This window comes from Brevibacterium sp. HMSC063G07, assembly GCF_001810665.1.
GTDB lineage: Bacteria > Actinomycetota > Actinomycetes > Actinomycetales > Brevibacteriaceae > Brevibacterium.
The window spans coordinates 17,647-42,813 of record NZ_KV802346.1; the positions used below are offsets into that span (position 1 = coordinate 17,647).

Annotated in this window: 18 protein-coding genes and 2 tRNA genes; 5 read left to right on the top strand and 15 right to left on the bottom strand. The window is 62.6% G+C overall.

Annotated elements, in window-relative coordinates; all coding sequences use genetic code 11:
• Window positions 1–2: 2 nt before the first annotated feature.
• On the bottom strand, window positions 3–1,406 hold the full coding sequence (gene leuC / locus HMPREF2757_RS03985) for a 3-isopropylmalate dehydratase large subunit (RefSeq protein ID WP_070573579.1): 1,404 nt from the start codon (window positions 1,404–1,406) through the stop codon (window positions 3–5).
• 107 nt (window positions 1,407–1,513) lie between these two features.
• Between leuC and HMPREF2757_RS03990 the strand changes: the two genes are divergently transcribed.
• Window positions 1,514–2,233: an IclR family transcriptional regulator gene (locus tag HMPREF2757_RS03990; RefSeq protein WP_070573581.1), complete on the top strand. Its 720-nt coding sequence runs from the start codon at window positions 1,514–1,516 to the stop codon at window positions 2,231–2,233.
• A 159-nt stretch (window positions 2,234–2,392) separates the two neighbouring features.
• On the opposite strand, the gene HMPREF2757_RS03995 is transcribed toward HMPREF2757_RS03990, so the two are convergent.
• The 5 genes from HMPREF2757_RS03995 to HMPREF2757_RS04015 all read right to left on the bottom strand — a co-directional run bounded on the left by HMPREF2757_RS03995 (window position 2,393) and on the right by HMPREF2757_RS04015 (window position 6,201).
• A tRNA-Glu gene (locus HMPREF2757_RS03995) sits at window positions 2,393–2,465 on the bottom strand.
• A 24-nt stretch (window positions 2,466–2,489) separates the two neighbouring features.
• Window positions 2,490–2,564 (bottom strand) — tRNA-Gln (locus HMPREF2757_RS04000).
• A 76-nt stretch (window positions 2,565–2,640) separates the two neighbouring features.
• The gene (locus HMPREF2757_RS04005) at window positions 2,641–3,894 is read right to left on the bottom strand and encodes an alpha/beta fold hydrolase (RefSeq protein ID WP_070573583.1); all 1,254 of its coding nucleotides are present in this window, start codon (window positions 3,892–3,894) and stop codon (window positions 2,641–2,643) included.
• Window positions 3,895–3,900: 6 nt separating this feature from the next.
• Window positions 3,901–5,373 carry a glutamate--tRNA ligase gene (gene gltX, locus HMPREF2757_RS04010; protein WP_070573585.1) on the bottom strand — a complete coding sequence of 491 codons (1,473 nt, stop codon included), beginning with the start codon at window positions 5,371–5,373 and terminating at the stop codon, window positions 3,901–3,903.
• Window positions 5,374–5,391: 18 nt separating this feature from the next.
• Complete coding sequence (locus HMPREF2757_RS04015; RefSeq protein WP_070573587.1) at window positions 5,392–6,201, bottom strand: fumarylacetoacetate hydrolase family protein; 810 nt, start codon at window positions 6,199–6,201, stop codon at window positions 5,392–5,394.
• 18 nt (window positions 6,202–6,219) lie between these two features.
• On the opposite strand from HMPREF2757_RS04015, the gene hrpB reads away from it, so the two are divergent.
• The 3 genes from hrpB to glsA are packed head-to-tail and all read left to right on the top strand — an operon-like array spanning window position 6,220 to window position 10,836.
• Window positions 6,220–8,661 (top strand): ATP-dependent helicase HrpB, encoded by a 2,442-nt coding sequence (hrpB, locus tag HMPREF2757_RS04020; RefSeq protein WP_070573589.1) that lies wholly within the window; start codon window positions 6,220–6,222, stop codon window positions 8,659–8,661.
• Window positions 8,658–9,554, top strand: a complete 897-nt coding sequence (locus tag HMPREF2757_RS04025; RefSeq protein WP_070573591.1) for a 3-methyladenine DNA glycosylase — start codon at window positions 8,658–8,660, stop codon at window positions 9,552–9,554. The genes hrpB and HMPREF2757_RS04025 overlap by 4 nt, the downstream gene beginning before the upstream one ends.
• Window positions 9,555–9,561: 7 nt before the next feature.
• Window positions 9,562–10,836 carry a glutaminase A gene (gene glsA, locus HMPREF2757_RS04030; protein ID WP_070573593.1) on the top strand — a complete coding sequence of 425 codons (1,275 nt, stop codon included), beginning with the start codon at window positions 9,562–9,564 and terminating at the stop codon, window positions 10,834–10,836.
• Window positions 10,837–11,023: 187 nt separating this feature from the next.
• Here the strand turns inward: glsA and HMPREF2757_RS11870 are convergent, their stop codons facing one another.
• From HMPREF2757_RS11870 to HMPREF2757_RS04070, 9 genes are all read right to left on the bottom strand, one after another.
• On the bottom strand, window positions 11,024–11,170 hold the full coding sequence (locus HMPREF2757_RS11870) for a GPGG-motif small membrane protein (RefSeq protein WP_176745881.1): 147 nt from the start codon (window positions 11,168–11,170) through the stop codon (window positions 11,024–11,026).
• Window positions 11,171–11,348: 178 nt separating this feature from the next.
• On the bottom strand, window positions 11,349–12,077 hold the full coding sequence (locus tag HMPREF2757_RS04035; RefSeq protein WP_070573596.1) for a glucosamine-6-phosphate deaminase: 729 nt from the start codon (window positions 12,075–12,077) through the stop codon (window positions 11,349–11,351).
• A 51-nt stretch (window positions 12,078–12,128) separates the two neighbouring features.
• Complete coding sequence (locus HMPREF2757_RS04040) at window positions 12,129–12,788, bottom strand: maltokinase N-terminal cap-like domain-containing protein (RefSeq protein WP_141750169.1); 660 nt, start codon at window positions 12,786–12,788, stop codon at window positions 12,129–12,131.
• A 14-nt stretch (window positions 12,789–12,802) separates the two neighbouring features.
• Window positions 12,803–13,588, bottom strand: coding sequence for an FAD-dependent thymidylate synthase (thyX, locus tag HMPREF2757_RS04045; RefSeq protein WP_070573600.1), 786 nt, complete (start codon window positions 13,586–13,588; stop codon window positions 12,803–12,805).
• Window positions 13,589–13,712: 124 nt separating this feature from the next.
• Window positions 13,713–14,192 carry a hypothetical protein gene (locus HMPREF2757_RS04050; RefSeq protein ID WP_070573601.1) on the bottom strand — a complete coding sequence of 160 codons (480 nt, stop codon included), beginning with the start codon at window positions 14,190–14,192 and terminating at the stop codon, window positions 13,713–13,715.
• 56 nt (window positions 14,193–14,248) lie between these two features.
• Entirely contained in the window at window positions 14,249–15,379 is a 1,131-nt protein-coding gene (locus tag HMPREF2757_RS04055) for a lipoate--protein ligase family protein (protein WP_070573603.1), read from the bottom strand.
• A complete protein-coding gene (locus HMPREF2757_RS04060; protein ID WP_070573606.1) occupies window positions 15,372–17,519 on the bottom strand; it encodes a prolyl oligopeptidase family serine peptidase in 2,148 nt (715 codons plus the stop codon). The genes HMPREF2757_RS04055 and HMPREF2757_RS04060 overlap by 8 nt, the downstream gene beginning before the upstream one ends.
• A gap of 56 nt (window positions 17,520–17,575) precedes the next feature.
• Complete coding sequence (locus HMPREF2757_RS04065; RefSeq protein ID WP_141750170.1) at window positions 17,576–18,964, bottom strand: MFS transporter; 1,389 nt, start codon at window positions 18,962–18,964, stop codon at window positions 17,576–17,578.
• 79 nt (window positions 18,965–19,043) lie between these two features.
• The gene (locus HMPREF2757_RS04070; protein WP_070573610.1) at window positions 19,044–20,141 is read right to left on the bottom strand and encodes a branched-chain amino acid aminotransferase; all 1,098 of its coding nucleotides are present in this window, start codon (window positions 20,139–20,141) and stop codon (window positions 19,044–19,046) included.
• Window positions 20,142–20,410: 269 nt separating this feature from the next.
• On the opposite strand from HMPREF2757_RS04070, the gene HMPREF2757_RS04075 reads away from it, so the two are divergent.
• Window positions 20,411–25,084 (top strand): G5 domain-containing protein, encoded by a 4,674-nt coding sequence (locus HMPREF2757_RS04075; protein WP_070573612.1) that lies wholly within the window; start codon window positions 20,411–20,413, stop codon window positions 25,082–25,084.
• Window positions 25,085–25,167: the final 83 nt, after the last annotated feature.

The following is a 25,167-nucleotide window of genomic DNA, read 5'->3' on the forward strand; positions in this document are numbered from 1 at the left end:
CCTCAGTCCAGATCCGCCGGGCTTGACAGTGTTCCGCGCACCGCGGTCGCGGCGGCTACGAGCGGGCTCACCAGGTGGGTGCGTCCGCCCTTGCCCTGACGCCCTTCGAAGTTGCGGTTCGAGGTCGATGCACAGCGTTCGCTTTCTGCCAGCTGATCAGGGTTCATGCCCAGGCACATCGAGCAGCCTGCAAAGCGCCACTCAGCGCCGAAGTCGGTGAACACCTTGTCCAGCCCCTCCTGTTCGGCCTGCAGGCGGACACGAGCCGAACCGGGCACCACGAGCATCCGAACCTCAGGGTCTTTGGTGCGGCCTCGGATGATGTCGGCGGCACCTCGGAGGTCTTCAATCCGGGAATTCGTGCACGAGCCCAGGAAGACCGTGTCCACCCGAATGTCCCGCAGCGGTATGCCGGGTGTCAGCCCCATGTATTCGATTGCGCTTTCGGCGGCGAAGCGCTCGGTTTCGTCAGCAATTTCGGCGGGGTTGGGCACGGAAGCCGACAGCGGCAGGCCCTGCCCGGGGTTGGTGCCCCACGTGACGAACGGTTCGATGTCTTCGGCTTCGAGGACGACTTCGGCATCGAAGACGGCGTCGTCATCGGTGCGCAGGGTCTTCCAGTATTCGACGGCTTCATCCCAGTCTTTGCCTTGTGGGGCGTGCGGGCGGCCCTTGATGTAGTCGAAGGTTGTCTGGTCGGGCGCGACCATTCCTGCGCGAGCACCCGCTTCGATAGACATATTGCAGATGGTCATGCGCGCTTCCATCGACAGCTTTTCGATGGCCTCACCGCGATATTCGAGGATGTATCCCTGCCCCCCGCCGGTGCCGATCTTGGCGATGATCGCCAGGATGATGTCCTTTGCGGTCGACCCTTCCGGCAGTTCGCCGTTGACGGTGATCGCCATGGTCTTGAACGGTTTGAGGGGCAACGTTTGGGTTGCCAGGACGTGCTCGACTTCCGAGGTGCCGATCCCCATGGCAATCGATCCGAATGCTCCGTGGGTCGAAGTGTGGGAGTCACCGCAGACAACCGTCATTCCCGGCTGGGTCAGACCGAGCTGGGGTCCGACCACGTGCACGATGCCCTGTTCGGCATCGCCCAGGGAGTGCAGGCGAATGCCGAACTCTTCGGCGTTTGCCCGCAGGGTTTCGATCTGGGTGCGGCTGGTGGGATCGGCGATCGGCTTGAAGATGTCGAGCGTTGGGGTGTTGTGGTCCTCCGTCGCGATTGTGAGATCGGGACGGCGCACGGGGCGTCCGGCCAGGCGAAGGCCTTCAAAGGCCTGCGGCGATGTCACCTCGTGGACAAGGTGGAGGTCAATGTAGATGAGATCGGGGTCTTGGCCCTCTCCGGCTTTGACCGTGTGGTCATCCCACACTTTTTCCGCAAGCGTCTTGCCCACAGTGCGCGTCCTTTCGCATCGGCTTTCCCTGATGTGGCTTTCACTGTACGAGCGAATGTCCAAGCATCGGACTTGCATCTTGAATCCTGAGACGCTTGAATAGTGGCATGAGCAGTCAATCCGGAAGCGGCGTCGGTGTTATAGACAAAGCATCGGCCGTTCTAGCCGCACTCGAAGCCGGGCCCGCCTCGCTGGCAGAACTTGTTGCGCTCACAGGGCTCGCCCGCCCGACAGCGCACCGCCTGGCAGTCGCGCTGGAATACCACCGTTTTGTCGGCCGCGACCTCCAGGGTCGGTTCATCCTAGGCCCCCGCCTGACCGAACTTTCTTCAGCCGCCGGCGAAGACCGCCTGCTGGCTGCAGCCGGGCCGATCCTCGCCCAGCTGCGCGACCGCACGGGCGAATCAGCTCAGCTGTTTCGCCGTCAGGGCGATCTGCGCCTGTGTGTTGCCGCTGTTGAGCGCCCCGTCGGTCTGCGCGACTCGGTTCCGGTTGGAGCGACCCTGTCGATGCGCGCCGGCTCTGCCGCCCAGGTGTTGCTCGCGTGGGAAGAACCCGACCGCCTGCACTCCGGTCTGCGCGGGGCGCGCTTTTCTGCCACCATGCTCTCCGGTGTTCGCCGGCGCGGCTGGGCGCAGTCGATTGCCGAACGCGAACGAGGTGTCGCCTCCGTTTCCGCGCCCGTCCGGGGGCCGTCAAACCGGGTTGTTGCCGCAGTGTCGATTTCCGGTCCGGTTGACCGTCTGACGCGCCAGCCCGGTCGTCTGCACGCACAGTCTGTTGTTGAAGCTGCGCGCGCACTGACAGAAGCTCTCAACCGCGCCTGAGCTTGGCGGGCGATACTGCTGATTCGGCAGTAAACAGAGGCGAACCGAGCGTTTTTGCCTCAATATTCCACCTAGCCAGCAGAATCGCCCTCCCGGTGACAAAGCCGCGCTCTGGAAAGCAGAAAGCCCCAGCCGACTGGCTGGGGCTTTCGCCTTTTGCACCCCCGAGCAGGTTCGAACTGCCGTTTCCGCCTTGAGAGGGCGGTGTCCTGGACCGCTAGACGACGGGGGCAAGACTGTTGAATTCTATGAAGATTGGCTGGGGTACCAGGACTCGAACCTAGACTAAATGAACCAGAATCACTCGTGCTGCCAATTACACCATACCCCAATGAGCTGGCGGGAATTCCCGCTCGGCAACAGAAGTAAACTTTACATCATTGCCGGGCAGGAATGCAAAACCCAGCTCAGGCTTGCGCGTTCAGCCCCTGCAGGAGCCCGCCCAGCCTCCGCAGAACCTCGCCCCCAGAAGCGGCCAGACCGTTGTGCTCATAGGCATCGGTCTCCCACACTTCACAGTTGGCGAGCATCCCGGCCGTCTCCAGAGACATATCGCGGGGCACAAAGGCGTCGTGCGTGTAGACCGCGGCCGCGGTCGGAACCGATGCCGCACGCAGCTTCTCGACATCCCACATGACAGGCCAGTCCCGTTCAGCGAGCGCCTGTGCAACGTCGTCCCACACGGCCAGTGGACCCGTGCGGAAGAGCTCGGGGTCCACGTGTTCACCCGACAGCCACAGCGGATCATCGGCAACTTCGGCCGGGCGTGCGCGCAGAGCAGCCCAGGCGGTCTTAGCGCCGCTTGCCCAGCAGGTTTCGTGGAAGGCTGCGTACAGCGGATTGCGCGCACTGAACGGCAGCGAGGCCTGAAGGTCGTGCCGCAGGGCTGCCGAATCGATGTCGTGCTCCAACAGGAAGCGCAGCTGCTGATCTCCGCCGCTGGCACCCAGCAGGAGTCCGAGCGAACGGACGTGGGCCTCTGCGGCGACAGTGCCGTCCGGCAGGGCTATGCCGTCGGTGACAGCACGGGCGTGAAGCCTCTTCATGGCGTCAGCCGCACCGGGATACTCCGCAAAGAACTTCTGTGATTTCTCGCGCATAATCTGCCACGTACGGGCGTATGCAATCGCCGGATCGGGGTCGGCGCCGGGCTGTGGAACACGGGTCAGTCCCCCGGTGATACGCGCACTCAGCAGAGATTCGGGGTGTTCGGCCAGGTATCGCAGCGAGGTGAATCCGCCGAACGACTGACCGAGGATCGCCCACTGCTCCACCCCGAGAGCCCGGCGGACGGCTTCTGCGTCCTCAACGATCGCATCGGCCCTGTAGAAGCTCATGCGTTCAGCGACCGCTTCGGGATCCTGTGCTCCCCCAGTGCCGACAAACCGGCCGTCCACCCAGCCGATTGGCGAAGACAGCCCGGTGCCGCGCTGATCGAGCATGACCACCCGGTGGGTTTTCAGTGCTTCTGGCAGCCACGAGGGGCTGTTCACTGTCGGTCGGAAGGCCTCAACACCGGGCCCGCCCTGCAGGTAGAGCAGATACGGCTTGCTGTCGCTGTCGGCAGTGCCCACGATGCGCGCGTAGACCTCGATTGTTCCGGGGGTGTCCCCAAAGTGATCGAGGGGAACCTCAATGCGCAGGTCTTCGCATTTCAGCACAGTGATTCAGCCCTCCAGGTGGTTGAGAAGGCCGCGCAGACGGCCCAGCGTGACGTCCTTGCCGAGGATTTCCATCGACTCGAACAGCGGTGGGGAGATCCGCCTGCCCGACAGCGCAGTGCGCAGCGGACCGAAGGCAAAGCGCGGTTTGATTTCCATTTCCTCAACGAGCTTTGTCTTAAGAACCGTCTGCAGCGTCTCCGCCGTGAAGTCCTCCAGCGGCTCCAACACCTCGATGGAGGCACGCAGAACCTCGGGCGCGGTTTCGCGCAGGGTCTTCAGCCCGTCTTCGTGGAGTTCGAACTCGTCTTCGTCAACAAACAGGAAGCTCATGAGGTCTGGAGCTTCGCTCAGCAGGTTCATGCGGGTCTGAACGAGAGGCACGGCCTGGCGCAGCACCTCGAGCTGACGTCCGGTGGGCTCAGCGTCAATCAGCCCGGCATTCTGCAGGAACGGCAGGAGCCTGCGGCCGAAGTCGTCTTCGTCGAGCATGCGGATGTGGTCGGCGTTGATGGCCGTGGCCTTCTTCACATCAAAGCGGGCCGGGTTGGGCAGAACGTCGTGGATGTCGAAGGCCTGCAGCATTTCTTCGACCGTGAAGACATCGCGGTCGGCAGCAATCGACCAGCCCAGCAGAGCCAGGTAGTTGATGAACCCTTCGGGAATGAAGCCGTTGTCGCGGTGGTGGAACAGGTTCGATTCGGGGTCGCGCTTCGACAGTTTCTTGTTGCCCTCGCCCATTACATAGGGCAGGTGGCCGAACTCGGGGGTGAATTCAGCAATGCCGATGTCCTTGAGCGCTTCGTACAGCACAATCTGGCGAGGTGTCGAGGACAGGAGGTCTTCTCCGCGCAGCACGTGGGTGATCCCCATGAGTGCGTCGTCAACCGGGTTGACGAGTGTGTACAGCGGCTGGCCGTTGGCGCGCACAACCACAAAGTCCGGAACTGAGCCCGCCTTGAAGGTGATTTCTCCGCGCACCACGTCGGTGAACGTGATGTCCTCATCCGGCATGCGCACGCGCAGCACGGGTTCGCGTCCCTCTGCGCGGAAGGCGGCCTTCTGTTCTTCTGTGAGGTCGCGGTCGTAGCCGTCGTAGCCCAGTTTGGGATCGCGCCCGGCTGCGCGGTGGCGCGCTTCGGTTTCCTCCGGCGTGGAGAACGATTCGTACAGGTGGCCTGCGTCTTTGAGTTTCTGGATGACGTCCTGGTAGATCTCACCGCGCTGGGACTGGCGGTAGGGGCCGTGTGGGCCGCCGACGTCAATGCCCTCGTCCCAGTCCAGGCCCAGCCAGTTCATCGCTTCGATGATCTGCTGGTAGGACTCTTCGGAGTCGCGCGCGGCATCGGTGTCTTCGATGCGGAAGACGAATGTGCCGCCGGTGTGGCGGGCATACGCCCAGTTGAACAGGGCGGTGCGCACCATCCCGACGTGCGGGGTTCCGGTAGGCGAAGGGCAGAAGCGAACTCGTACGCTCACGTTTTTCCTTTTCTTGTTTCAGGCGTCCATGGCTGGGTTGGACAGCAGTCCCAGCCCTTCGACTGCGATGTTCATGCGCTGGCCGGCTTCGACTTTTCCAACACCGGCCGGTGTGCCGGTGAGGATGATGTCTCCGGGCAGCAGCGTAATGGTCTCGGTAATGGATTCGATGAGTGCGGGGACGTCGAACACCATGTCTGCCGTGGTGCCGTCTTGGCGCAGTTGACCATCGACCCACGAGCGCACTCTGAGGTCTTCTGTGTCGAGCTCGGTTTCGATCCAAGGTCCCAATGGGGTCGAGGTGTCAAAGCCCTTCGCGCGGGCCCACTGCAGATCGGTTTTCTGCAGGTCGCGCAGCGTGACGTCGTTGGCCACCGTGTAGCCGAGCACGTGTTTGAGTGCGTCTTCGCGGCGGACCTGCTTGGCCACGCGGGAGATGATGACGGCCAGTTCGGCCTCGTAGGACACCTCTTCGGACACTGCGGGCAGGCGGACGGGTTCATTCGGCCCGACCACGGCGGTGTTGGGAATAAAGAAGTACTGCGGGCTTGCGGGAACTTCGTTGCCGAGTTCCCGGGCGTGGTCGGCGTAGTTGCGGCCGACAGCGATGATTTTCGAGCGCGGGATGATGGGGGCGATCAGGCGCACGTCCGCGTACGGCAGGCGTTCGCCGGTGGACCCAGCGGGGCTGAAGAAGGGGTCTCCTGACAGGACCGCGATTTCCAGGCCCGATGTGTCGAAAGTGCCGTCGTCTGCGGGTTCGGGAACCTGGCCTTCGAGCACCCCGTAGGTGGGTTCGTCGTTGTGGACAAATCTGACAATGCGCATGCCCCTTAGTCTACTGGGGTGAGTGTTTTCGACCTCGATGCCATTGGGCGCGGACTTCCGGCGGCTTCTCTTGTCCCCCGCTTGGCTGACTGCTGTGTGCCTGGACCTTTGCGCGCGGTGATCGAGGCTCCTCCCGGCACGGGCAAGACGACGGTTGTTCCGCCTGCGGTCGCGAATCTGGTGCCCGGTCGGGTGGTGGTGACTCAGCCCAGGCGGGTGGCGGCGCGTGCTGCCGCGGACCGTCTGTCGGACCTCTCGGGCGAGCGCGTGGGCCTTGCCGTGCGCGGTGAGCATCGGCGGGGTGATCGGGTTGAGTTCGCAACGACGGGCGTTCTTCTGCGCCGCCTGCTGAATGACCCCGAACTGTCCGGCATCGGCGCTGTTGTCATGGACGAGGTGCACGAACGCGCCCTCGAATCTGATCTTGTCTTCGCCATGCTGCGCCAGTTGGCAGATCTGCGCGATGACCTGAGCCTTGTGGTCATGTCCGCCACGGTGGATGCGCAGATGTGGGCTGACCTTCTGGGCGAACCGAGTACTCCCGCACCTGTTCTAAGCGCCCCAGCCCAGCTGTATGACCTGAAGCACAGCTGGGCGCCCGGGCCTGCCGCTCTGGGTGTGCGCGGGGTTGAGCGGGATTTTCTCGATCACGTTGCCCGGATCGCTGCTGACCACGCTCACGAGGTGGCACACGACATCCTCGTTTTCCTTCCCGGTAGGCGCGAGATTGCCCGGGTGGAATCAGCTTTGGCTTCGCTGACCGATGCGGAGGTTCTCACCCTGACGGGCAGCACCCCGGCGCGTGAGCAGCGCCGAATCACCTCTGGTGGCGGTGATCGCCAAAGAATTGTTCTGGCCACGAATGTCGCCGAGTCTTCTCTGACGGTGCCCGGTGTTCGCACCGTGGTCGATGCCGGGCTCGACCGGCAGGTGCGGCTGGATTCTGTGCGCGGCATGTCAGGTCTGGTGACGGTCGGCGCGGCGAAGGACTCTATGGTGCAGCGGGCCGGGCGCGCTGCCCGACAGGGGCCCGGAACCGTGATCCGCTGTATGGCCGAGGCGGATTTTGCCGCACGGCCAGCGCACGCTCCCGCGGAGATCACCACTGCCGATCTCACGCAGACTGCCCTCGACCTCGCCTGTTGGGGTGCACCCCGCGGTGAGGGTCTCGCACTGCCGACTCCGCCTCCTGAGCCGGCCCTGGACCAGGCCGAGGCGGTGCTGAACAGGCTGGGGGCGCTCGAGGCGGGACAGCCCACTGACCTTGGGCGACGGCTGGCCGCGGTTCCAGCTGATCCGCGTTTGGCCCGCGCACTGTTTGACGGTGCGGACTTCATTGGAGGCACCGCGGCTGCGCAGGCGGCTGCGGCTCTGGTTTCGGATGTCCGCTCCCCCGGCGGTGCTCTGTGGCAGGGGTATCGCGCGGTCCGTGAGGATGCGGATTTCCGCCGGGAGGTTGAGCGCTTCGCGAGCCTTGTCGAGGCGGAGGCCGGACCGAATCTTGATGAAGCCGGTCTGGCTTTTGTCACCGCGCTGGCTTTTCCAGAGCGGATTGCCCGAGCGGTCGACGAATCGACGTACAAACTGGCAAGCGGGACAGCGGGCGAACTTCCACGCGACAGCGCTCTTCGCGGCCACGAATGGTTGGCAATAGCGGACATCCGCCGTGCGGGCAGCCGCTCCGTCATCGGTGCGGCGGTGCCGATTGACTTTGAGCAGGCCCAGTTGGCGGCGGATTCTCTTCTGGGTGAAGACGACATCGCTCAGTTCGACGGTCGGTCAGTGCGTGCACGCAGAGTTCGGCGCTTCGGCGCAATTGAACTGTCATCTACCCCGGTTCAGGCAAACACCGAGACCGCCCGCCGCGCAATTGAGGAAGCAATCTCCGCTCGGGGACTGGCCGACGTGCTCCCGCTGTCGGAACAGGCCGAAGCTCTTCGCAGGCGCATGGCGCTTCTGCACCGCGAACTGGGCGAACCATGGCCGGATGTCAGCTTCGAGGCGCTGTCAGATGACCCAGCGTGGCTGGCCGGTGAAATCTCTGCTGTTGCTGCAGGCGGCAAACCGGATATGGAACGAGCGCTGACCGGTCTGCTTCCGTGGCCGGAGGCAGCGCGTCTGGACGAACTGGCTCCTGAGCGCATCCAAGTGCCCAGCGGTTCGCGCCACCGGGTGCACTACCCCGACGGCGACGAACCGCCGGTGCTGGCGGTCAAGCTCCAAGAGTGCTTTGGGTGGGAAGCCAGTCCGCGGATCGTGGACGGTCGCGTTTCCGTTCTGCTGCACCTGCTCTCCCCCGCCGGGCGGCCGCTGGCGATCACCGCCGACCTCGAATCGTTTTGGAACGGGGCCTATTCTGATGTGCGTGCCGAAAACCGCGGCAAGTACAGAAAACACCCGTGGCCGGAAGACCCGTGGAACCACGTGGCGACCGCGAAGACCACAAGGAGACTGAAGTGAACCGGGAAGCGGTCCTGGCGCCTCGTGAGTGGAGGGCGCGGCGTGATACTCACGTACAGGCCGTCAACAGCAGAACAGCCGCCCACCTAGCCAGGCGCTCCCGGGGCGAAAAGCACCCGGTCGAAGACTTCCTGTTCACCTACTACCCGTTCAAACCGGCAAAGATCGCCCAGTGGAACCCGGCCCCCGGCACTGTGCTGGGCATAGAAACAGAAGACGACCGGCAGTATTTCTCGCGCCGCTGGTACACCGTGACCGACCACGCCCGGGTCGATGCCGCCGAGTGGTGGCAGGATCGGGGCGGCGGAGCGGTGTTCATCCGCGACCTGCTGCGAAGTACCCTGGGCAGGCAGGCGGCACTGGGCTGCTTCGGACTGCACGAATGGGCCATGGTGTACAAGCTCAAACCCGGCCAGCAGCGACACGAAGACGTCCCCCTGCGACTGAGCCAGGAGGAAACGGACAAGGTCGTCGAGAACCACCGAATTCAGTGCACCCACTTCGATGCATTTCGCTTCTTCACCCCCGATGCGCGCGGACTCAACACCGTCCAACCCACACGGGAGGGTATGCGCGACAATGAACAGCCCGGCTGTCTGCACGCCGGAATGGACCTGTACAAGTGGGCCATGAAGCTGCAGCCCATGGTTGAGGGAAGCATTGTGCTCGAAGCCTTCGACCTGGCACTCCAGCTGCGCACACTCGACATGGAGGCCTCGCCGTATGACGTCAGACCGTGGGGCTATGGTGTCGTTGCAATCGAAACCGTCGCCGGCAAAGCCGAATACATGAAGCGCCAGCAGAGTCTTTCCGAAAAGGCCAATAGACTCAGAGTCGCGCTCATCGACTCCGTCGACCGCGCCGAACAACTCGCCCTCAACCAGTCGAACTGAGACCGTTATGAAAAGTCCCGTCAATTCTTTCCTCGAACGCATCTACGCCAACTGCAAGAACGAAGATTCGGGGAACCTGGCGGACTATATTCCAGAACTCGCATCGGTCGACCCGCACCGCTTTGCGATCTCTCTGTGCACCCCCGACGGAACGGTGTACTCCGCCGGTGACAGTGACGCGCTGTTCTCCATCCAGTCGGTCTCAAAGCCCTTTGCCTACGCGCTGGCTTTGCGTGAATGCGGCTACGACGCGGTCATGGCCGCAGTCGGCGTCGAACCTTCCGGCGACGCCTACAACGAAGCTTCCCTGCAGGAGGGCACGGGACGACCGGACAACCCCATGATCAACATTGGGGCGATCGCCACTCACGGCGTGCTGCGCCAAGCTGTCGGCTGGGAGGGCGTCTATTCGGGACTGTGCGAATTTGCCGGACGTGAACTCGAAATCGACGAGGCGGTCTACGAATCCGAAGTCAGCACGGGATGGCGCAATCTGGCGCTGGCCTCGTTGGTGCGCGCCAACGGCATTTTCGATGCCGACCCGCACCAGGTCTTCGCCGGCTACATCCGGCAGTGCGCCGCCAAAGTGACGGTCGACGACCTTTCCGTCATGGCGATGACCCTGGCTTCCGGAGGCATCAACCCCGTGACTGAACGGCGTGTCATTCCCGAATGGGTGGCCCGTCAAGTGCTCTCTGTAATGACCACGTGCGGTATGTACGATGCGGCCGGCGACTGGCTCACAGGCATCGGCATCCCGGCGAAATCCGGTGTCGGCGGTGGCTTGGTGGGTGCGCTCCCCGGCCAGGTGGGCATCAGCGCCTTCTCGCCCAGACTCGATTCCTATGGCCACTCGGTGCGCGGAGTCAAGGCCTTCCAGAAGATGAGCGAACAGCTCAACCTGCACATCATGGCAACTCCCGCTTCATCGGTCGAGGCCGTCTCGCAGCGCTCCACCACGCTCGACGGCGACACCCTCATTGAGATTCAGGGCGTGCTGGACTTCTCCACAACGGAGATGGTGCTGCGCCACCTGGAACAGATCGAACAGGACGACAGCGACATCGTGTTCGATGTCAGCTTCGTCTCTGCCATCCCCACCGTCGGCGGGGAGCTCATGGCCGAAGCGCTGCGCCGTTTGGCAGCCGAAGGCCACGACATTACGATCGTCGACCCGCACGGCCGCCTGCCCCACAAGATCACGGCCCGCTTCGACCTGCTGGATGAGCGCCCCGAAGGCTATGTGGATGGCCTGGAAGTCCAAGAATGGGAAGAAGCGTAAGCCGCTGCCCTGCCGGCCAGCCCCACCCCGACAGCCAACGAAAACCGTACCTCCACCTCGTGGTGCCGTGTGGCCCTCGACCGCTAAAAGTTACTCTTCCACCTAATCAGCAGAGTTGCGGCACACAACAGAAAAGGCGCACAGCCTCAAGCTGTGCGCCTTCGCGGTTGGAGTCAACCGCTGAAAGTCAATTGAATATGCTGACACCACCGGGGCCGACAATCAGGCCGACAACAATCAGCACGATGCCCCACAGAAGCTGGCCGCGAAAGAGCGCGAAAACGCCGGATATGACCAGGATCGCTGCGAGGATCCACAGAATAATTGCAAGCATTGTTCTCCTTATCAGTGCTTACCTACTCAATGCACCCTAGCCGGGTTTGAACATGAATGTCACGCACAATGCTGCTGTGGTGACAATAATCACCGGCTTTGTTCACACGTTCCGGGCAGCCCTTGGACAACGCCTGCGGCATTGCAGAGCCGCCCGACCAGGGACGTGTCGGCGCTGCTCAGAGGAGGCTTGCAGCGGCTTCGTCAAGGGCGAACACGACGCTCGGGTGGGTCTGCAGGACCGACGCGGGAACGTCTTCTGTAACGGGGCCGAGAACTGAATCACGGACAGCTTCGGCCTTGTTCTCACCAAAGGCCAGCAGAACGATCCTGCGGGCGTTCATGATTGTGCCGATGCCCTGCGTGACCGACAGGATGGGCACCTCGGCGGTGTAATCGAAGAAACGTTTGTTGTCTTCTCGCGTCGACTGGGTAAGAGGCTCGACGTGAGTCACAGAGTCAAACGGCGTGCCGGGCTCGTTGAAGGCAATGTGTCCGTTGGACCCGATCCCAAGGATCTGCAGGTCAATGCCGCCGGCCTCGGCGATTTCAGCATCGTAGTCATCGATGACATCGCCCTGCGAGTGGCCTTCGGCCAGAGGCACCCTCACATTCTGCGGCGCGAGCCCAATCTGCTTGGTGACGTGTTTGTCGATGAAGAAGTGGTAGCTCTGCGGGTGTGTGGTGTCCAGGCCCAAGTATTCGTCGAGGGCGAAGGCGCGCAGGCGGCTGACGTCAATGCCGTCAGTCTGAACTCGGCGTGCGATTTCGGCGTACACGTCAGCGGGACTCGAACCTGTTGCAACACCCAGATTCGCCGTGGGGTTGGTCCGTATGATGTCGCAGACCTGCTGAGCAGCCCACGCACTGGCCGCCGCTTTGTCAGCGAACACTTTGCATTCGATCACGCTGAAGTCCTTTCCTGCCGGTGTCGTGATTCTAACGGCAGGGCAAACAGCCTACGCCAGCAGACGCGCTGACACGTATTCGTCTGCGTCGACTTTCACCTGCAGCTGTCCAGAGGGGGCTTCGAGAGCATCCACGGCAACCGGCGACGGCACCCGGAGGAAGCCGAGCTTCACTTCGCCGAGGACAGCCAGCGTGAGATCCCCGACAGTTTCGACAGTGACCTGAACCCTATCGGCATCTGTGCCCTGCGGAAGGTCGGAGATTGTCAGATTGGGTTCTGTGGTTCCCCACGCCTCAGCCGTATCCGTGTTCTGCTCGAAACCGGTGTTAGTCTGCCAGTACTCGTCGACAGACCGTCCGCCCGTGACAATGGCCCGCAGCGTTTCGAGGACGCACACGGGGTCGGCCACACCGTCATAGACCCACCTGTGGCCGAGTTTCGGGTGATCCATTTCGGTGATCAGGTGCTGCTGCGCCCCGGCCAGCGGTGCGCCGCGGTAGGTCAACGGCACCTGGTAAACGGTGCCGTCTGGCGCCTTGACCAGATGAAACTCGACCCCCACCTCGCCAGCGGGATCGTCAAAGCGGAAAGACGAAACACGGCTCAGCTTGGTTCCGGGTTCAAGTTTCGCCCACGACTGCTTGGGCAGCCAGTTCTCGATCAGTTCGATTTTGCCGGGTGACAGTTCAACATCGTAGAGAATCGCCATGAGAGCCTCCTTGCTCAGGCCTTGCGGGTGCCGGGTGTCCATTCGCCGTCTTCGACGGTGTAGTCAGCGAAAACTGCGGGGGCTTCTTCGCGCATGATCTGACCGACCTTGTCGAAGATCAGGCGGATTTCTTCTTCTGCGCCTTTCGCGGTGCGCATTTCGATCACGTGGCGCAGGGTGCGCAGGTTCGCGGTGAAGACGATTCCCGTGGCCAGGCCTTCTGGCGCAAAGCGGCGCATGAAGCTGGTCATGTGCTTCTTGTGCGTGAAGTTCTGGCCCTCTTCGTCAAGTTCGAAGTGCTCGGCCATCCACCGCTGGTGTTCTTCCAGCTGGTCCAGAAGCGCAAGGCTGCGCTCCATGAGTTCGGTATCTTCACGCGCCCAGTCGGGAAACCAGAACGGAATGTCTTCCAGCCGCACGTAGCGCAGCGATTCCTGCGAATAGGCGGCACCGGCGCGGTGGCGAATGAGTTCGTGGGTGAAAACACGCGACACGTTGTGGAAGATGAACGTGTAGTTGGCGTGTTCGAGAACCGAGCCGTGCTGGGCTCCGATGACATTGCCCAGGTACTGGGCCGAATCAGTGCGGACGCGCGACACGTTGGGGTTGAGGCCGGGTTCCCACGAGCGGTAGCACATGCGACCGGCGAACTCGAGAAGATCTTCGCCGTCCGGCGATTCCTGGGAGTGAACGCGATCCGACCAGGCAGTGCCGCCGACCTCGTCGAGGTAGCCGGTCATGGCTTCCCAGTCGATATTCGGTCGCGCAATGAGCTCTACGCGGGGTTCGACCTGGCGCACGGGCACTCCTCTGTCTGCGGAAGCTGTCTTTTCAGATCCTAAGCGAGGCTGGGACCTGCGACAACAGCAGGCGGCCTAAAGGCTCAGGCCGAAGTGCCCTGGTCCCACTGCCCAGGCCGAATAATCAGTGCGACTGGATGTTGACGATCGTCAGTTCGGGGTTGATGACCCACACCGCTGCCGGGGCACCCTGCAAGGGGCGCTGACCGTCGGCGGCAACAGAGCACACGCGCATGAGCGTGCCGCCGCAGTCCAGAACCACCTCGAGCTGGCCACGCACCACCTGGCTGCTGGCCACGCGTGCCTGTTGACCTGCCTCCGCCGCCTCAAAGTCCGCAAATGCGCGCTTCTGGCGTTCGATCAGGCGAGCGCGCACGGGCAGTCTGCTGAAGGCACGGGCACCGATGCTGCGGTCGGAACGGCCTGCAATGCGGTAGTCCTCCGCGCATTCCAGAAGAACATCGGCGTCATCGACGACAGCGGCGAAAGCGAAAGGGTTGGTCCATGCGGCATCGGCCAGAAGTTCTGGCGGATACATGGCACCCGCGCCGCGCTGGCGAGCGCTGGAGTTCTGAAGATCGCAGTCAAGGGTGTGTGCAGACATGCCAGCACCATGACCCACGGGTGTAAAGCGTGAGTCACCCCAATGTGACGACAAGGTTACGGGACCCTGTGAGTCCATTCCTCAGTCCCGAACTTCTCCGCAACCAGAGCCCGGGCGCGCTCCACCTCGTCAGAGGTGACTTCGCCGAGTTGGGCGCCGGTTGCCCTTCGGAACGCTTCGATCATGGTCTCTATGACCTCTTCGCGCGGCATGCCCGTCTGGCTGCGCAGCGGGTCGACCCGCTTCTTAGCCGAGCGAATGCCCTTGTCGGAGATTTTGGCTTTGCCCACACGCAGCACTTCGAGCATTTTGTCCGCGTCGATGTCGTAGCTCATGGTGTCGTGGTGGAGGATGACTCCCCCGCCCGCGGCCAGCCGCTTCTGTGCGGCTCCGCCGATTTTTCCCTTGTCGGACGTGATGTCGTTGATGGGTTCGTAGAACGCGTTGACGCCCATAGTCGACAGGGCGCCCAACACCCACTGGTCGAGGAACTTATACGACTCTTCATAGTCGAGCCCTGCGACCAGCGACAGCGGCGCGTACAGCGAGAATGTGACGCAGTTGCCGCCCTCCATGAACATGGCGCCGCCACCGGAAATCCTGCGCACCACCTCTACCCCGTGGCGCTGCGCCCCTTCAGCATCGATTTCGTTTTGGAAAGACTGGAACGATCCGATGACGGCGGCCTTGTCGTCCCATTCCCAGAAGCGCACGGTAGGCCCGCGCCGGCCGGCTGCGACTTCGCGCAGGAGCACTTCGTCAAGTGCCACGTTCTCCCGGGTGGGGCGGACCTTATCGTGGATGATTTCCCATTCGTGATCGTAGAACTCGGTGGCCCCGGTCATGCCGCGTTTGAGCGCCCACGCAATGTCGTAGGTTGACACCCCCTGCAGGTCAGGCCACAGGGGCTCTTCGCCGGCCTCGACCAGTTCGCGGTACACGGTGTCGAAGGCTGCATCGAGTCGGGCGGCGATATCGGCTTTGGAGTCGCACAGGCTGACGCCTTCCAGCGCCGGCCCCAGAGCGGCGAAAGCCTCTTCGGGTTCGAGGAAGAAGTCACCGGAGATGACGACGTCTCTGGCCAGCTCGTCTTCGATCGTGCCGTCGACAACGACGAGTTTGCCGCCGGGCACTTTGCGCTGTGCTTGGAATGTGCGTGCCTCTGTTGTCGACCCTGTCTCAGTCATTGCGGTCCTCTCCTGTCAGCGCCCGCCACATGAACCGGTAGGTCAGTGCGCGAACGGCTGCGATCTGTTTGTTGTCCGATGCTGCTGAGTGTCCACCCTGGGTGTCTTCGAAAAACCACACGTCGGGGATTTCCTTCGCCTGCATCTTGGCGGCCATTTTGCGAGCCTGTACAGGGCCGACGCGGTCGTCCGAGGTTGCCGTCCAGAACAGCACCGGCGGGTATTCGTCCCGCGGGTCTGTATCCAGCAGGTGGTAGGGGCTGAAGTTCTGGATGAAGTCCCAGTCGTCAGTTGCGGGATCACCGTATTCGGCAGCCCACGATGCTCCTGCGGACAACTCGGTGTAGCGCAGCATGTCCAAAAGCGGCACCCCGCAGCTGATCGCGCCGAAAAGCTCCGGGTACTGGGTGAGCATGTTGCCCACCAGCAGGCCTCCGTTGGAACCTCCCGAGGCGCCGATTGTGTCGGCACTGCCCACTCCCCTTTCGCTGAGGTCGCGGGCGACCGCCGCGAAGTCTTGGTAGGAGCGCTGTTTGTTTTCACGCCGGGCCGCTTCGTGCCATGCCGGCCCGTATTCGCCGCCGCCGCGGATGTTGGCAAGAACGTATACGCCGCTGCGGCCTGCGGGAAGCGCACCGGTGCCGTCGGTTGTCTGGTTGAGCCACGCGATGCCGCTGATGACGGCGTAGCCGGGTGTGCGGGAGACTTCGAAACCGCCGTATCCGTCGAGGAAGACGGGGTTCTGCCCGTCGAGCACGAGGTCGCGCGGAGCCACCTGGAAGTACGGGATGCGTGTGCCGTCGTCGGATGTTGCGAAGTGCTGGGTGACTTCGAGGTTGTCCGCGTCGAACCGTGCCGGTGAGGTGCGCACAACCTGAGGTTCGACAGTTGAGCCGAGTTCACCTCGTGCCAGTGTTGTGGGTGTTGTGAAGCCGCTGATGGTCAGCCACACGTCATTGCCGATGGCCGGGTCGTCAGCGTCGACGGCGCCGATGCCGATGACGTGGTTGGCCGGTGCGTCTGGGGCTGGGACGTCGCTGAAGTCATCCAGGCGGAGTGCACGCAGAGTGGTCTGCACGTGTTCCATGAGTGAAAGCACCAGGTAGTCCTGTGTGACGGCCCAGCCCTGCAAGGAGGTTGAAGCACTCGGTTCGAAGATCACCCGTGGGGCGGCCCCAGCCAGGAAGTCGTCGAGTTTGGCTGCGGCGAGCGCTCCGGCGGGCACGTGGAATTCAGTGCCGTTTGAGGTTGCGCCCGCCCAGTCGGTGCGAGGGCGCAGCAGCAGGAGGTCCCGGTCGATGTCGACAACGACGTCATCGGGCACGTCAATGCGTTGCCACCCGGAGGTGTAGTCGCTGCCGACCCCAAGTGGGCGCACCCACACGCGGGAACGGTAGAAGTCAATGGCGTCGACGAAGACCATGCGCTCCCAGCCCGGGGTGTGGTCAACGCCGACCGCGGCGAGAATGTGGCTGCGGTCAACTTCACCGATCTGCTGGGCATCACTCAGGCTTTGGCCGCGCTTGAGGATGCGGGCTGTGGCCGGGTAGGACGATTCGGTCATGGAGTCTTCGCCGAAGTCGGTCGTCAGCGCAAGCGTGTTGTCGTCGACCCAGCTGGCAGAGCCCTTTGCCGCCGGTATGTGGAAGCCGTTTTCAGCGAACCTCTTGGTGGGAAGGTCGAATTCGCGGTGGGCAACCGCGTCGCCGCCGTCGGGGCTGAGGGCAATGAGTGCGCGAGCGTAGTCGCTGCGGCGCAGACGTGCTCCTCGGAACACCCACTCGATGTTCTCTTCTGCCGCAAGCGCATCGACATCCAGCAGAATGTCCCATTCTGTGGCCGCGGTATCGTCGCGTCCTGCCAGATAGGAGTCCCATGTGGTGCGTCGCCACAGCCCGCGGGGGTGATCGGCGTCCTGCCAGAAGTTGTAGAGCCAGTCGCCGGCTTTGGTCACAAAGGGGATGCGGTCGTCGTCATCGAGGGCTTCGCGCAGCTGTTCGGCGAGTGCGCGCGTGCGTGCGTCGGTGAATTCAGCCTGTGTGAGTTCATTCTGCTTTTTCACCCATTCCAGTGCTTTTTCACCGTGGATGTCTTCAAGCCAGAGCCAGTCGTCGTGTGGGTTATCCGGTGTGAGGCGCATGGCTCCACACTAGTCCGTACCGGTTCAGACTGTCTGAGCCTCATGTGTCTGCAGGCTCAGTCGGTGCGGACAAGCCCACGGTCTTCCCGGCCCCACACCAGCATGAGCACAAGCCCGATGACGGTCAGAGCGCCGGTCGCCCCGAAAGTGCCGGTCAGCCCGATGCTCGGCAGCAGCCACGCCCCGTAGACAAACGGAGCGATGCCCGTGGCGATCCGGGACACACTGGAGGCCCACCCGAAGCCGGAGGCGCGCAGCTGCGTGGGATACGCCTCGGACCCGTAGGTGTAGAGGGCGGGCACTGCGGTTTGGATGGTGAAGCCGAAGCTGACGATGAGCAGCTTGGCCGCCGTTGTCAGCTCGCCGGGGTGGGATGTCAGCTCTATCGCGAACAGCGCCAGCAGCACAGCCGAACTGAACCCCGACAGGGTCAGGAGCAGTCGGCGTCCCACGTAGTCGATGACGAGTGCAGCTGTCACAACGCCCAGCAGCCCGGCGCCGGTCATGGCGCCGGTGACGAGGAACGCGGCCTGGTCTGTCTGACCCTGTTCGCGCAGGACTTTCGGCAGCCAGGTCAGTGCCGCGTAGTACAGCAGGAGTACGCCGATAAACACCGCCCACGTCGATGCTGTCAGCCGTGCCGAGTGCTTCCACAGGTGGTTCAGCTGGCCCAGAGCCGAGCTGATGCGGCTGCGCAGGGTGCGACTGGTGTGGACGGCTGCAGCCTGTGCGGTTGGCTGCGGGTGCTGCCAGGCGTCGATCTGCGCTCCTGTGCGCTTGATGAGCTTGCGCAGAACCGCGTCGGCTTGAGCGTGCTTGCCCGCAGCAGCCAGGTGGAGGGGTGATTCGGGGACGAAAAGGCGCACAAAGAACAGCAGGATAACCGGTGCCGCCATGAGCAGCATCATTGTTCGCCAGCTGCCGAAAGACAGAATCCACGCACTCGTCACGGCAGCGCCGGTTGCGCCGATCGGCCACCAGCCGTCCATTGCGGTAAGCACTCGACCCCTGTGCCGGGCCGGTGTGAACTCGGCGACAAGCGCGTAGTCAACGGGGATCGCTCCGCCCAGTCCGATGCCGGCTATGAAGCGCAGAACGAGGAAGGTCTCCAGGTTGGGGCTGAAAGCGCCGGCGGCTGTGAAGAGCGAGAAGATCAGCAGCGTAATGGAAAACGCTGTGCGTCGGCCCAGCCGATCGGCAATGCCTCCCCACAGCACTGCGCCGACTGCCATGCCGATGAGGTTGGCAGTCGCTGCAAAAGCCGCTGTGCCCAAGGGCACGTCCCATTCGGCGGCCAGCAGCGGTATGAGCAGACCGCCGAGCGCTACGTCCCAGGCGTCGAACATGAAGCCCAGACCGCCGACGATGAACACCGCCCCCTGGGTGTTCCATTTCCACGGCAGATCGTCGATCACCTGGGCGGGTGTGGGCCGCTGTTTCGTCACTCGTGTGTCCATTCACATTTTCGGGCCGCCTCCGGTGTGGCGGAGACGGCCCGAAGATCTTGCTGTATGAATCTGGTTGTCAGCTCTCGGCGAGTTTGACCATCCAGCCTTCAGGGCCCTCTGCTCGACCGTACTGGATGTCCAGCAGGGTGCTGCGCAGCTTCATGGTGGCTTCGCCGGGCTCTTCGCCCATGTCGATGGTGTAGTCCTTGGACTTCAGCTGGCCGATCGGCGTGATGACTGCTGCGGTGCCGCAGGCGAAGGCTTCGACGATTTCGCCGGAGGCCGCGCGGTCACGCCATTCAGCAACTTCGATGGGGCGTTCAACCGGGGTCAGGCCGAGCTGCGAGGCCAGTTCAAGCAGCGAACGGCGGGTCACACCGTCGAGGATGGCCTCAGAAACCGGCGGGGTCAGCAGTTCGCCGTCCTTGGTGACGAGCATGAGATTCATGCCGCCGAGCTCTTCGAGGTGTGTCGAGGTTGCCGCATCGGTGAACATGACCTGCTGGCAGTTGTTGGCAGCGGCTTCAGCAGATGCAGCCAGGGAGGCTGCATAGTTGCCGCCGCACTTGGCGAATCCGGTGCCACCCTGGCCGGAGCGCTTGACCTTTTCGGTCAGCCAGATGCTCACCGGCTTGATGCCGCCGCTGAAATAGGCGCCGGCGGGTGAGGCGATTACGTAGTAGTCGACTTCGTGGCTGGCCCTCACACCCAGGAAGGACTCCGAGGCGATCATGAAGGGGCGCAGGTAAAGCGAAACTTCGTCGGCGGAGTCCGCGGGTGTGGGCACCCAGTCGCGGTCGAGGCTGACGAGAGCGCGAATGGATTCGAGGAAGTCCGCTTCGTCCAGCTGTGGCAGGGCCAGGCGCTCGGCTGAACGGTTGATGCGGGCGGCGTTGCGCTCAGGCCGGAAGGTCCAAACGGAGCCATCCGCGTGACGGTAGGCCTTCAGACCTTCGAAGACTTCCTGCGCATAGTGCAGGACCGCGGCGGCGGGATCCAGGGTCAGCGGGCCGTAGGGAATGACTTCGTGCGCGTGCCACCCCTGGTCTTGCGTGTAGCGGACGTGGGACATGTGGTCGGAGAAGTATTCGCCGAAACCGGGATTTTCCAGCACTGCCTGACGCAGAGCCGGTGCGGTGGGGTCTTGGCGTTTGCGCAACTGGAATTCAGTCATCGTCACTCTTTCCTGACGAGTCGGGTTGGGGATCTATGGGTGATCCTATTCACTCTGTCAACACGCTTTTCGGTGACATGCCGCACACGCCCGCCGCAAAGGCGGCCACTGGGCCCAGTTTTGGGCCCTTACGGTACTGTAGACCCAGATATCAATACTGGTGTTGCACTGCGCCGCAATCTGACCCGGTGCAACTTCGGCCGGGGCCGCGCTCTCCCTTCCCAGGGCTGCCGCGAGCGTCGCTCAGGATTTTCAGGAAGGACTGAGGGATGGACTCCTCAAACAAACCGGCATTGCGAAAGCGCTTTGCGCGTACCCCAATTGCCGCCTTGTCAGCCCTCGCTTTGGCTGCAGGCACATGTGCTGCGCCCAGCCTCATGCCCACCGAGCCAGCCGCTGCCGCGTCAGCGCTCTCCGGCGGCATTCGGGATAAGTCGGGGGCTGTTGAGCAGGACCAGCAGAAAGCCTCGGATTTGCCTGATGGTTCGTGTGCTGTCGAAAATGGCGACCCGTCTGGCAGTCAGGCGGGTTTCACCTGGACCACCCTGGAGCCAGGCCAGGCCAGCTCCGATAAGACCAAATGGGGTTTGAGCCTCGCTTTCGACAATTCGAAGGATCGTACGTTTGCCGAATGGAGTTTTAGCAATTCTGGACTCCTTGGGGGTGTCCTGAACCCTGGAACCGTTTCCTCTATGGACGTCGGCCAGACTCTTTTCGGCGCTGAGGGACCGGTGACTGCTAAGGCCGACGAAAAGATCGCCATCACAAGCTCTCGCGTTCAAAGGAACCTAAACCTCAACTCCGAACTAACCGGGGATAAGGTCAAGCAGTTCGCAGAGGCGGACGGCTCCAACCCTGTGCGTTACGCCTGGCAGGGAAAGTACACGAAGGATAATATTGACGGCCTTAAAGCGACCCGGGGGTCTAACGCTGGATTTGAGGCTGTCGTAAATCCGTGGCCGAGCGAGAACGACAACTGCTCACCCATTTCTGTGTCCTGGGAGAACCAGGAAAAGCTGGTCGTCAAGCCGGGCGAGAAGCTCAAGGTGGGCCGTATCAGCGCAGATGCCGCGTCGATGCCGCGCATGGTGGTTGAGGCTTATGATTCTCAGGGCAAATTCATCGGCACCAGCAACACTGAAGCCTCCGGTGGCGAAGCACGTTTGAGCATCGAAGACAACGGCGACGTGTTCTTCACGATGCCCGAATACAAGGGCACTGTGCTCAGCGCCCAGCAGGGTGTGCGCTTCAGTGTTCTCGCCCTTCCGCGCTCAGTTGAACAGCTGCAGGCTGCGATCGACGATAATGGCGGCTACGGCCAGGCGTTCGATGAGTCCAATGCGCTGCCTCGCTACAGCAAAGCCAACGTCATCGGATCGCACCAGTGGAGCCTTGACGATACCCAGTTCCACGACCCGAAGTACGACAAGCGTGACGCCTCGATCATCTCTGGCGTTGAAAGTGCCCAAGGCCCGCTGGCGAAAGATCGCCAGTCAGTGACCTTCACCCAGGTGCCGGACCTGATCAAGGACCTGGTGAAGAAGAAGGAAGACGGCGGCTTCGATGCTGAAGTCGAAATGGACGAAGAGTACGTTTTCGAGGGCTGGGACGCAGCCCTGGACCCAGACACCTATAACGTCACCGTCACGGCACCGAAGAACCCGACCCCCGGCACATTCGCACAGCCGCGGGTTGTAATCACGTACTCCAACGGTTCAAAGGACGAACTCCCCCTGCTTGTGGTTGTTGATCCGAACAACACGCAGGTAACGGACCTGGTCAAGCCCGACATCGCGCAGGGCAAACCGAACCAGGACATCGAATCCCAGATCAAGACCAAGGCCATTATGAAGGGCCACAAGGCTGTGGCGCCGGCCAAGTACGAAGTCGATGGATCTTCTGTGCCGTCGGGCTGGACCGTCACGGTGAACAAGAACGGCAAGGTCACTGCGAAGGCTGACGACACCGTTCCGCTTGGCACCGTGATCTCCCCGAAGGTCAAGGCCACCTACCCGGACCAAACCACCGACGAGGTCGAGGTCCAGTTCCAGGTCATCAACGACATCAAGGTCCCCACTTACGGCACCGAAGTCAAGAAGCCCGGCGAAAAGGCCAGCCTGAAGCCAACCCTGCCCGAAAAGGGGCTGAGCGGTAAGGAAAGTGACGAAGCGCCAAACCGCTACACGTTCGAAGACGGCAAGACCGAGTTCTCCAAGGATGGTTGGAACGTCACGATTGACGAAACGACGGGCGAGCTGACCACAACAGTGCCGAAGGGCGCGCAGCCTGGCGATCAGCTCGATATCCCGGTTCTCGCCCACTATGAGTCCGGTGCCAAGCCGCAGAAGGCAACCGGCACGGTCTACGTCATCAAGGGTGACGACGTGCCGGTCTACTCCGTCGAGTCCACCGGTCCCGGCAAGTCCGTAGACCACCAAGTTGAGGACGCTCCCAAGGGTTCGAAGTTCTCGTTCGGCACGGACGGCGATCAGCCGATCCTCGAACAGGACGTTGACGGCTGGAAGTACAAGGTCGACCCGAACACGGGTGTTGTGACGGCAACACCGCCGCAGGACGCCAAGCCGGGTGACCAGAAGACAGTGTCGGTGACTGTCACAGCGCCGGACGGCTCGAAGCCGAAGGTGCCCGTCACCACCGTGGTCAACCTGACCAACAATTGGGAAGCTGAACCGTCATACCCCACGGAAACGGTGTACCCGGGCGAAACCGTGAAGCTGCCGGTGACCATTGACAAACCGGACAACGTCAAGGTTGCCAAGGAGAACCCGTTCACGGTGGGCGATGTCCCTGCCGGCTGGACCGTCACGGTTGACGACAAGGGTGAGATCACCGCGACTGCACCGAAGGACGCGAAGCCTGGAGACGAAGTCAAGATTCCAGTAACGGTGACCTACGAAGACGGGTCTAAGGACACCGCCGCCGCTGTGGTCAAGGTTGTCGACGTCCCGACCCGCGAAGTTCCGTTCAAGGTCGAATACAAGTACGACGACTCTCTCCCCGCCGGCGAGTACAAGGTAGAAACCGAAGGAAAGCCCGGCAGGGAAAAGCAGAACAAGGACGGCACGTGGGAGCGCACCGCAGAGCCGGTCAATGAGGTTGTTCGCGTCGGCACGAAGCCTGCCGAAAGCGCGAAGGACATCACCTGGACGGTTCCGATCCCGTTCCCGACTGAGGTCCGCGAAAACCCGAACCTGGCACCTGGCGAAACCAAGGTTGTCCAGGAGGGCAAGGACGGCGAAAAGACCTTCACCGCGAAGTTCAACGCCAAGGGCGACAAAGCCGAAGTGGCTGAAGAGAAGACCACTAGGGAACCCGTCACTCGCATCGTTGAGTACGGTCCGCGCCTGGGCGCTGATGAGCTGGTCACCACTGTGAAGAAGCCGGTTCCGTTTGAGACCGAGATTGAATTCGACGACACGCTCGAAGCTGGCAAGCAAGAGGTCAAGCAGGCGGGCGAACTCGGCGAAGACACCGTGACTTCGACACAGAAGTTCGCTGACGGCAAGCCGTCTGGTGACCCTGTTGTGGAAACCAAGCGCACCAAGGAGCCGAAGAAGCAGATCATCCGCGTCGGCACCAAGACGACTGGCACTCACACCTCTGAGTACGAAGTCGATGTTCCGTTCGAAACTGAGATTCAGTTCGACAACACGATGGAAGCCGGAAAACAGGAAACTGTTCAGGAAGGCAAACTGGGCAAGGACAAGGTCATCACGACCCAGACCATCGAAAACTCGAAGGTCACGGACACGAAGACCGAAACCAAGCGTGTGACCGAGCCGGTCAACAAGATCGTCAAGGTCGGCACGAAGGGCAAGACCACCTCCAAGACCGTCGAATGGACTGAGAACACGCCGTTTGAGGTCGAGGTTCGCCTCAACCCCGAACTCAAGGCCGGGGAAACCAAGGTGATCCAGGAAGGCAAGCCCGGCGAGGTCAAGCACACTGTGACTGTGACTTCCGACAACGGTGAGATCTCTACTGAGGAAAGCACCGAGGAGCTGCGCAAGCCGACCACCCACATCATCGAAGTGGGCACGGCGCCAACCCTGACCGAGCTGACGGACAAACACACGGAGAAGATTCCGTTCGAGACCGTCATTGAGGAAGACCCGAACCTCGAAGCCGGCACGATTATCGAAGACCAGGCCGGTGCGTACGGCGAAAAGGAAATCACTAAGACCTGGAAGCTCAAGGACGGCAAGACCGTGGGCGAGCCGGAGACATCCGAAAGGGTCACGAAGGAGCCAACAGCTCGCAAGGTCCGCGTGGGAACCAAGTGCAACTGTGACGAACCCACTGAGCAGCCGAGCGAAACTCCGACCGAGGAACCTTCTGACAAGCCCAGTGAGTCGCCGAGCGTGTCGACGAGCGAAACACCGACCGACGAACCGTCTGACAAGCCGAGTGAGTCAGCCAGCGAGACTCCAACTGAGGAACCTTCTGACGAACCGAGTGAATCGCCGAGCGAAGCCCCCAGTGAATCACCCACTGAGACGCCAAGCCACAAACCGAGTGAGTCAGCCAGCGAGTCACCGAGCGGCACGCCCAGCAACAAGCCGAGCGAGTCGCCAAGTGAGTCACCGGACGACTCCCCCAGTGACAAGTCCAGCGAGACCCCAGGTGAGTCAGGCAGCGAGTCACCGAGTGACAAGCCGGACGAGTCCCCGAGCAGCCAAGCCGGTGAACCGGGCAAACCGGGCGACAAGCCCGGCCAGCCCGACGATCAGCCGAGTGAGGAAACGGCTGCTCCCGGCACCTCGGGTGAGGATGACAACAGGCCGGCTGAGCCGAGCGGTTCTGGCAGCTCGCCTCTGCCGCGCACCGGCGTGAGCATTGCGGCGACACTGGCTGCCGCCGCCGTGCTGATCGCCGGCGGTGTCGGACTGCTGTCAGTGCGCAGGCGCGGCTCGCGCCGCTGATGTCAGCGGTAAGTCAGCAGCAGTGCTGAGTCGCTGACTCCTGCTGAACGCGGCGGGGCCGCGGGAGAGACATCCCGCGGTCC

Excerpts from the sequence above, each read along its gene's own strand:
- HMPREF2757_RS04060 (WP_070573606.1), bottom strand. The coding sequence starts at position 17,519 with ATGCGCCTCACACCGGATAACCCACACGACGACTGGCTCTGGCTTGAA.
- HMPREF2757_RS04050 (WP_070573601.1), bottom strand. The coding sequence starts at position 14,192 with ATGTCTGCACACACCCTTGACTGCGATCTTCAGAACTCCAGCGCTCGC.
- HMPREF2757_RS11870 (WP_176745881.1), bottom strand. The coding sequence starts at position 11,170 with ATGCTTGCAATTATTCTGTGGATCCTCGCAGCGATCCTGGTCATATCC.
- HMPREF2757_RS04070 (WP_070573610.1), bottom strand. The coding sequence starts at position 20,141 with ATGACTGAATTCCAGTTGCGCAAACGCCAAGACCCCACCGCACCGGCT.
- glsA (WP_070573593.1), top strand. The coding sequence starts at position 9,562 with ATGAAAAGTCCCGTCAATTCTTTCCTCGAACGCATCTACGCCAACTGC.
- HMPREF2757_RS03990 (WP_070573581.1), top strand. The coding sequence starts at position 1,514 with ATGAGCAGTCAATCCGGAAGCGGCGTCGGTGTTATAGACAAAGCATCG.
- HMPREF2757_RS04040 (WP_141750169.1), bottom strand. The coding sequence starts at position 12,788 with ATGGCGATTCTCTACGATGTTGAACTGTCACCCGGCAAAATCGAACTG.
- HMPREF2757_RS04055 (WP_070573603.1), bottom strand. The coding sequence starts at position 15,379 with ATGACTGAGACAGGGTCGACAACAGAGGCACGCACATTCCAAGCACAG.
- HMPREF2757_RS04015 (WP_070573587.1), bottom strand. The coding sequence starts at position 6,201 with ATGCGCATTGTCAGATTTGTCCACAACGACGAACCCACCTACGGGGTG.
- HMPREF2757_RS04075 (WP_070573612.1), top strand. The coding sequence starts at position 20,411 with ATGGACTCCTCAAACAAACCGGCATTGCGAAAGCGCTTTGCGCGTACC.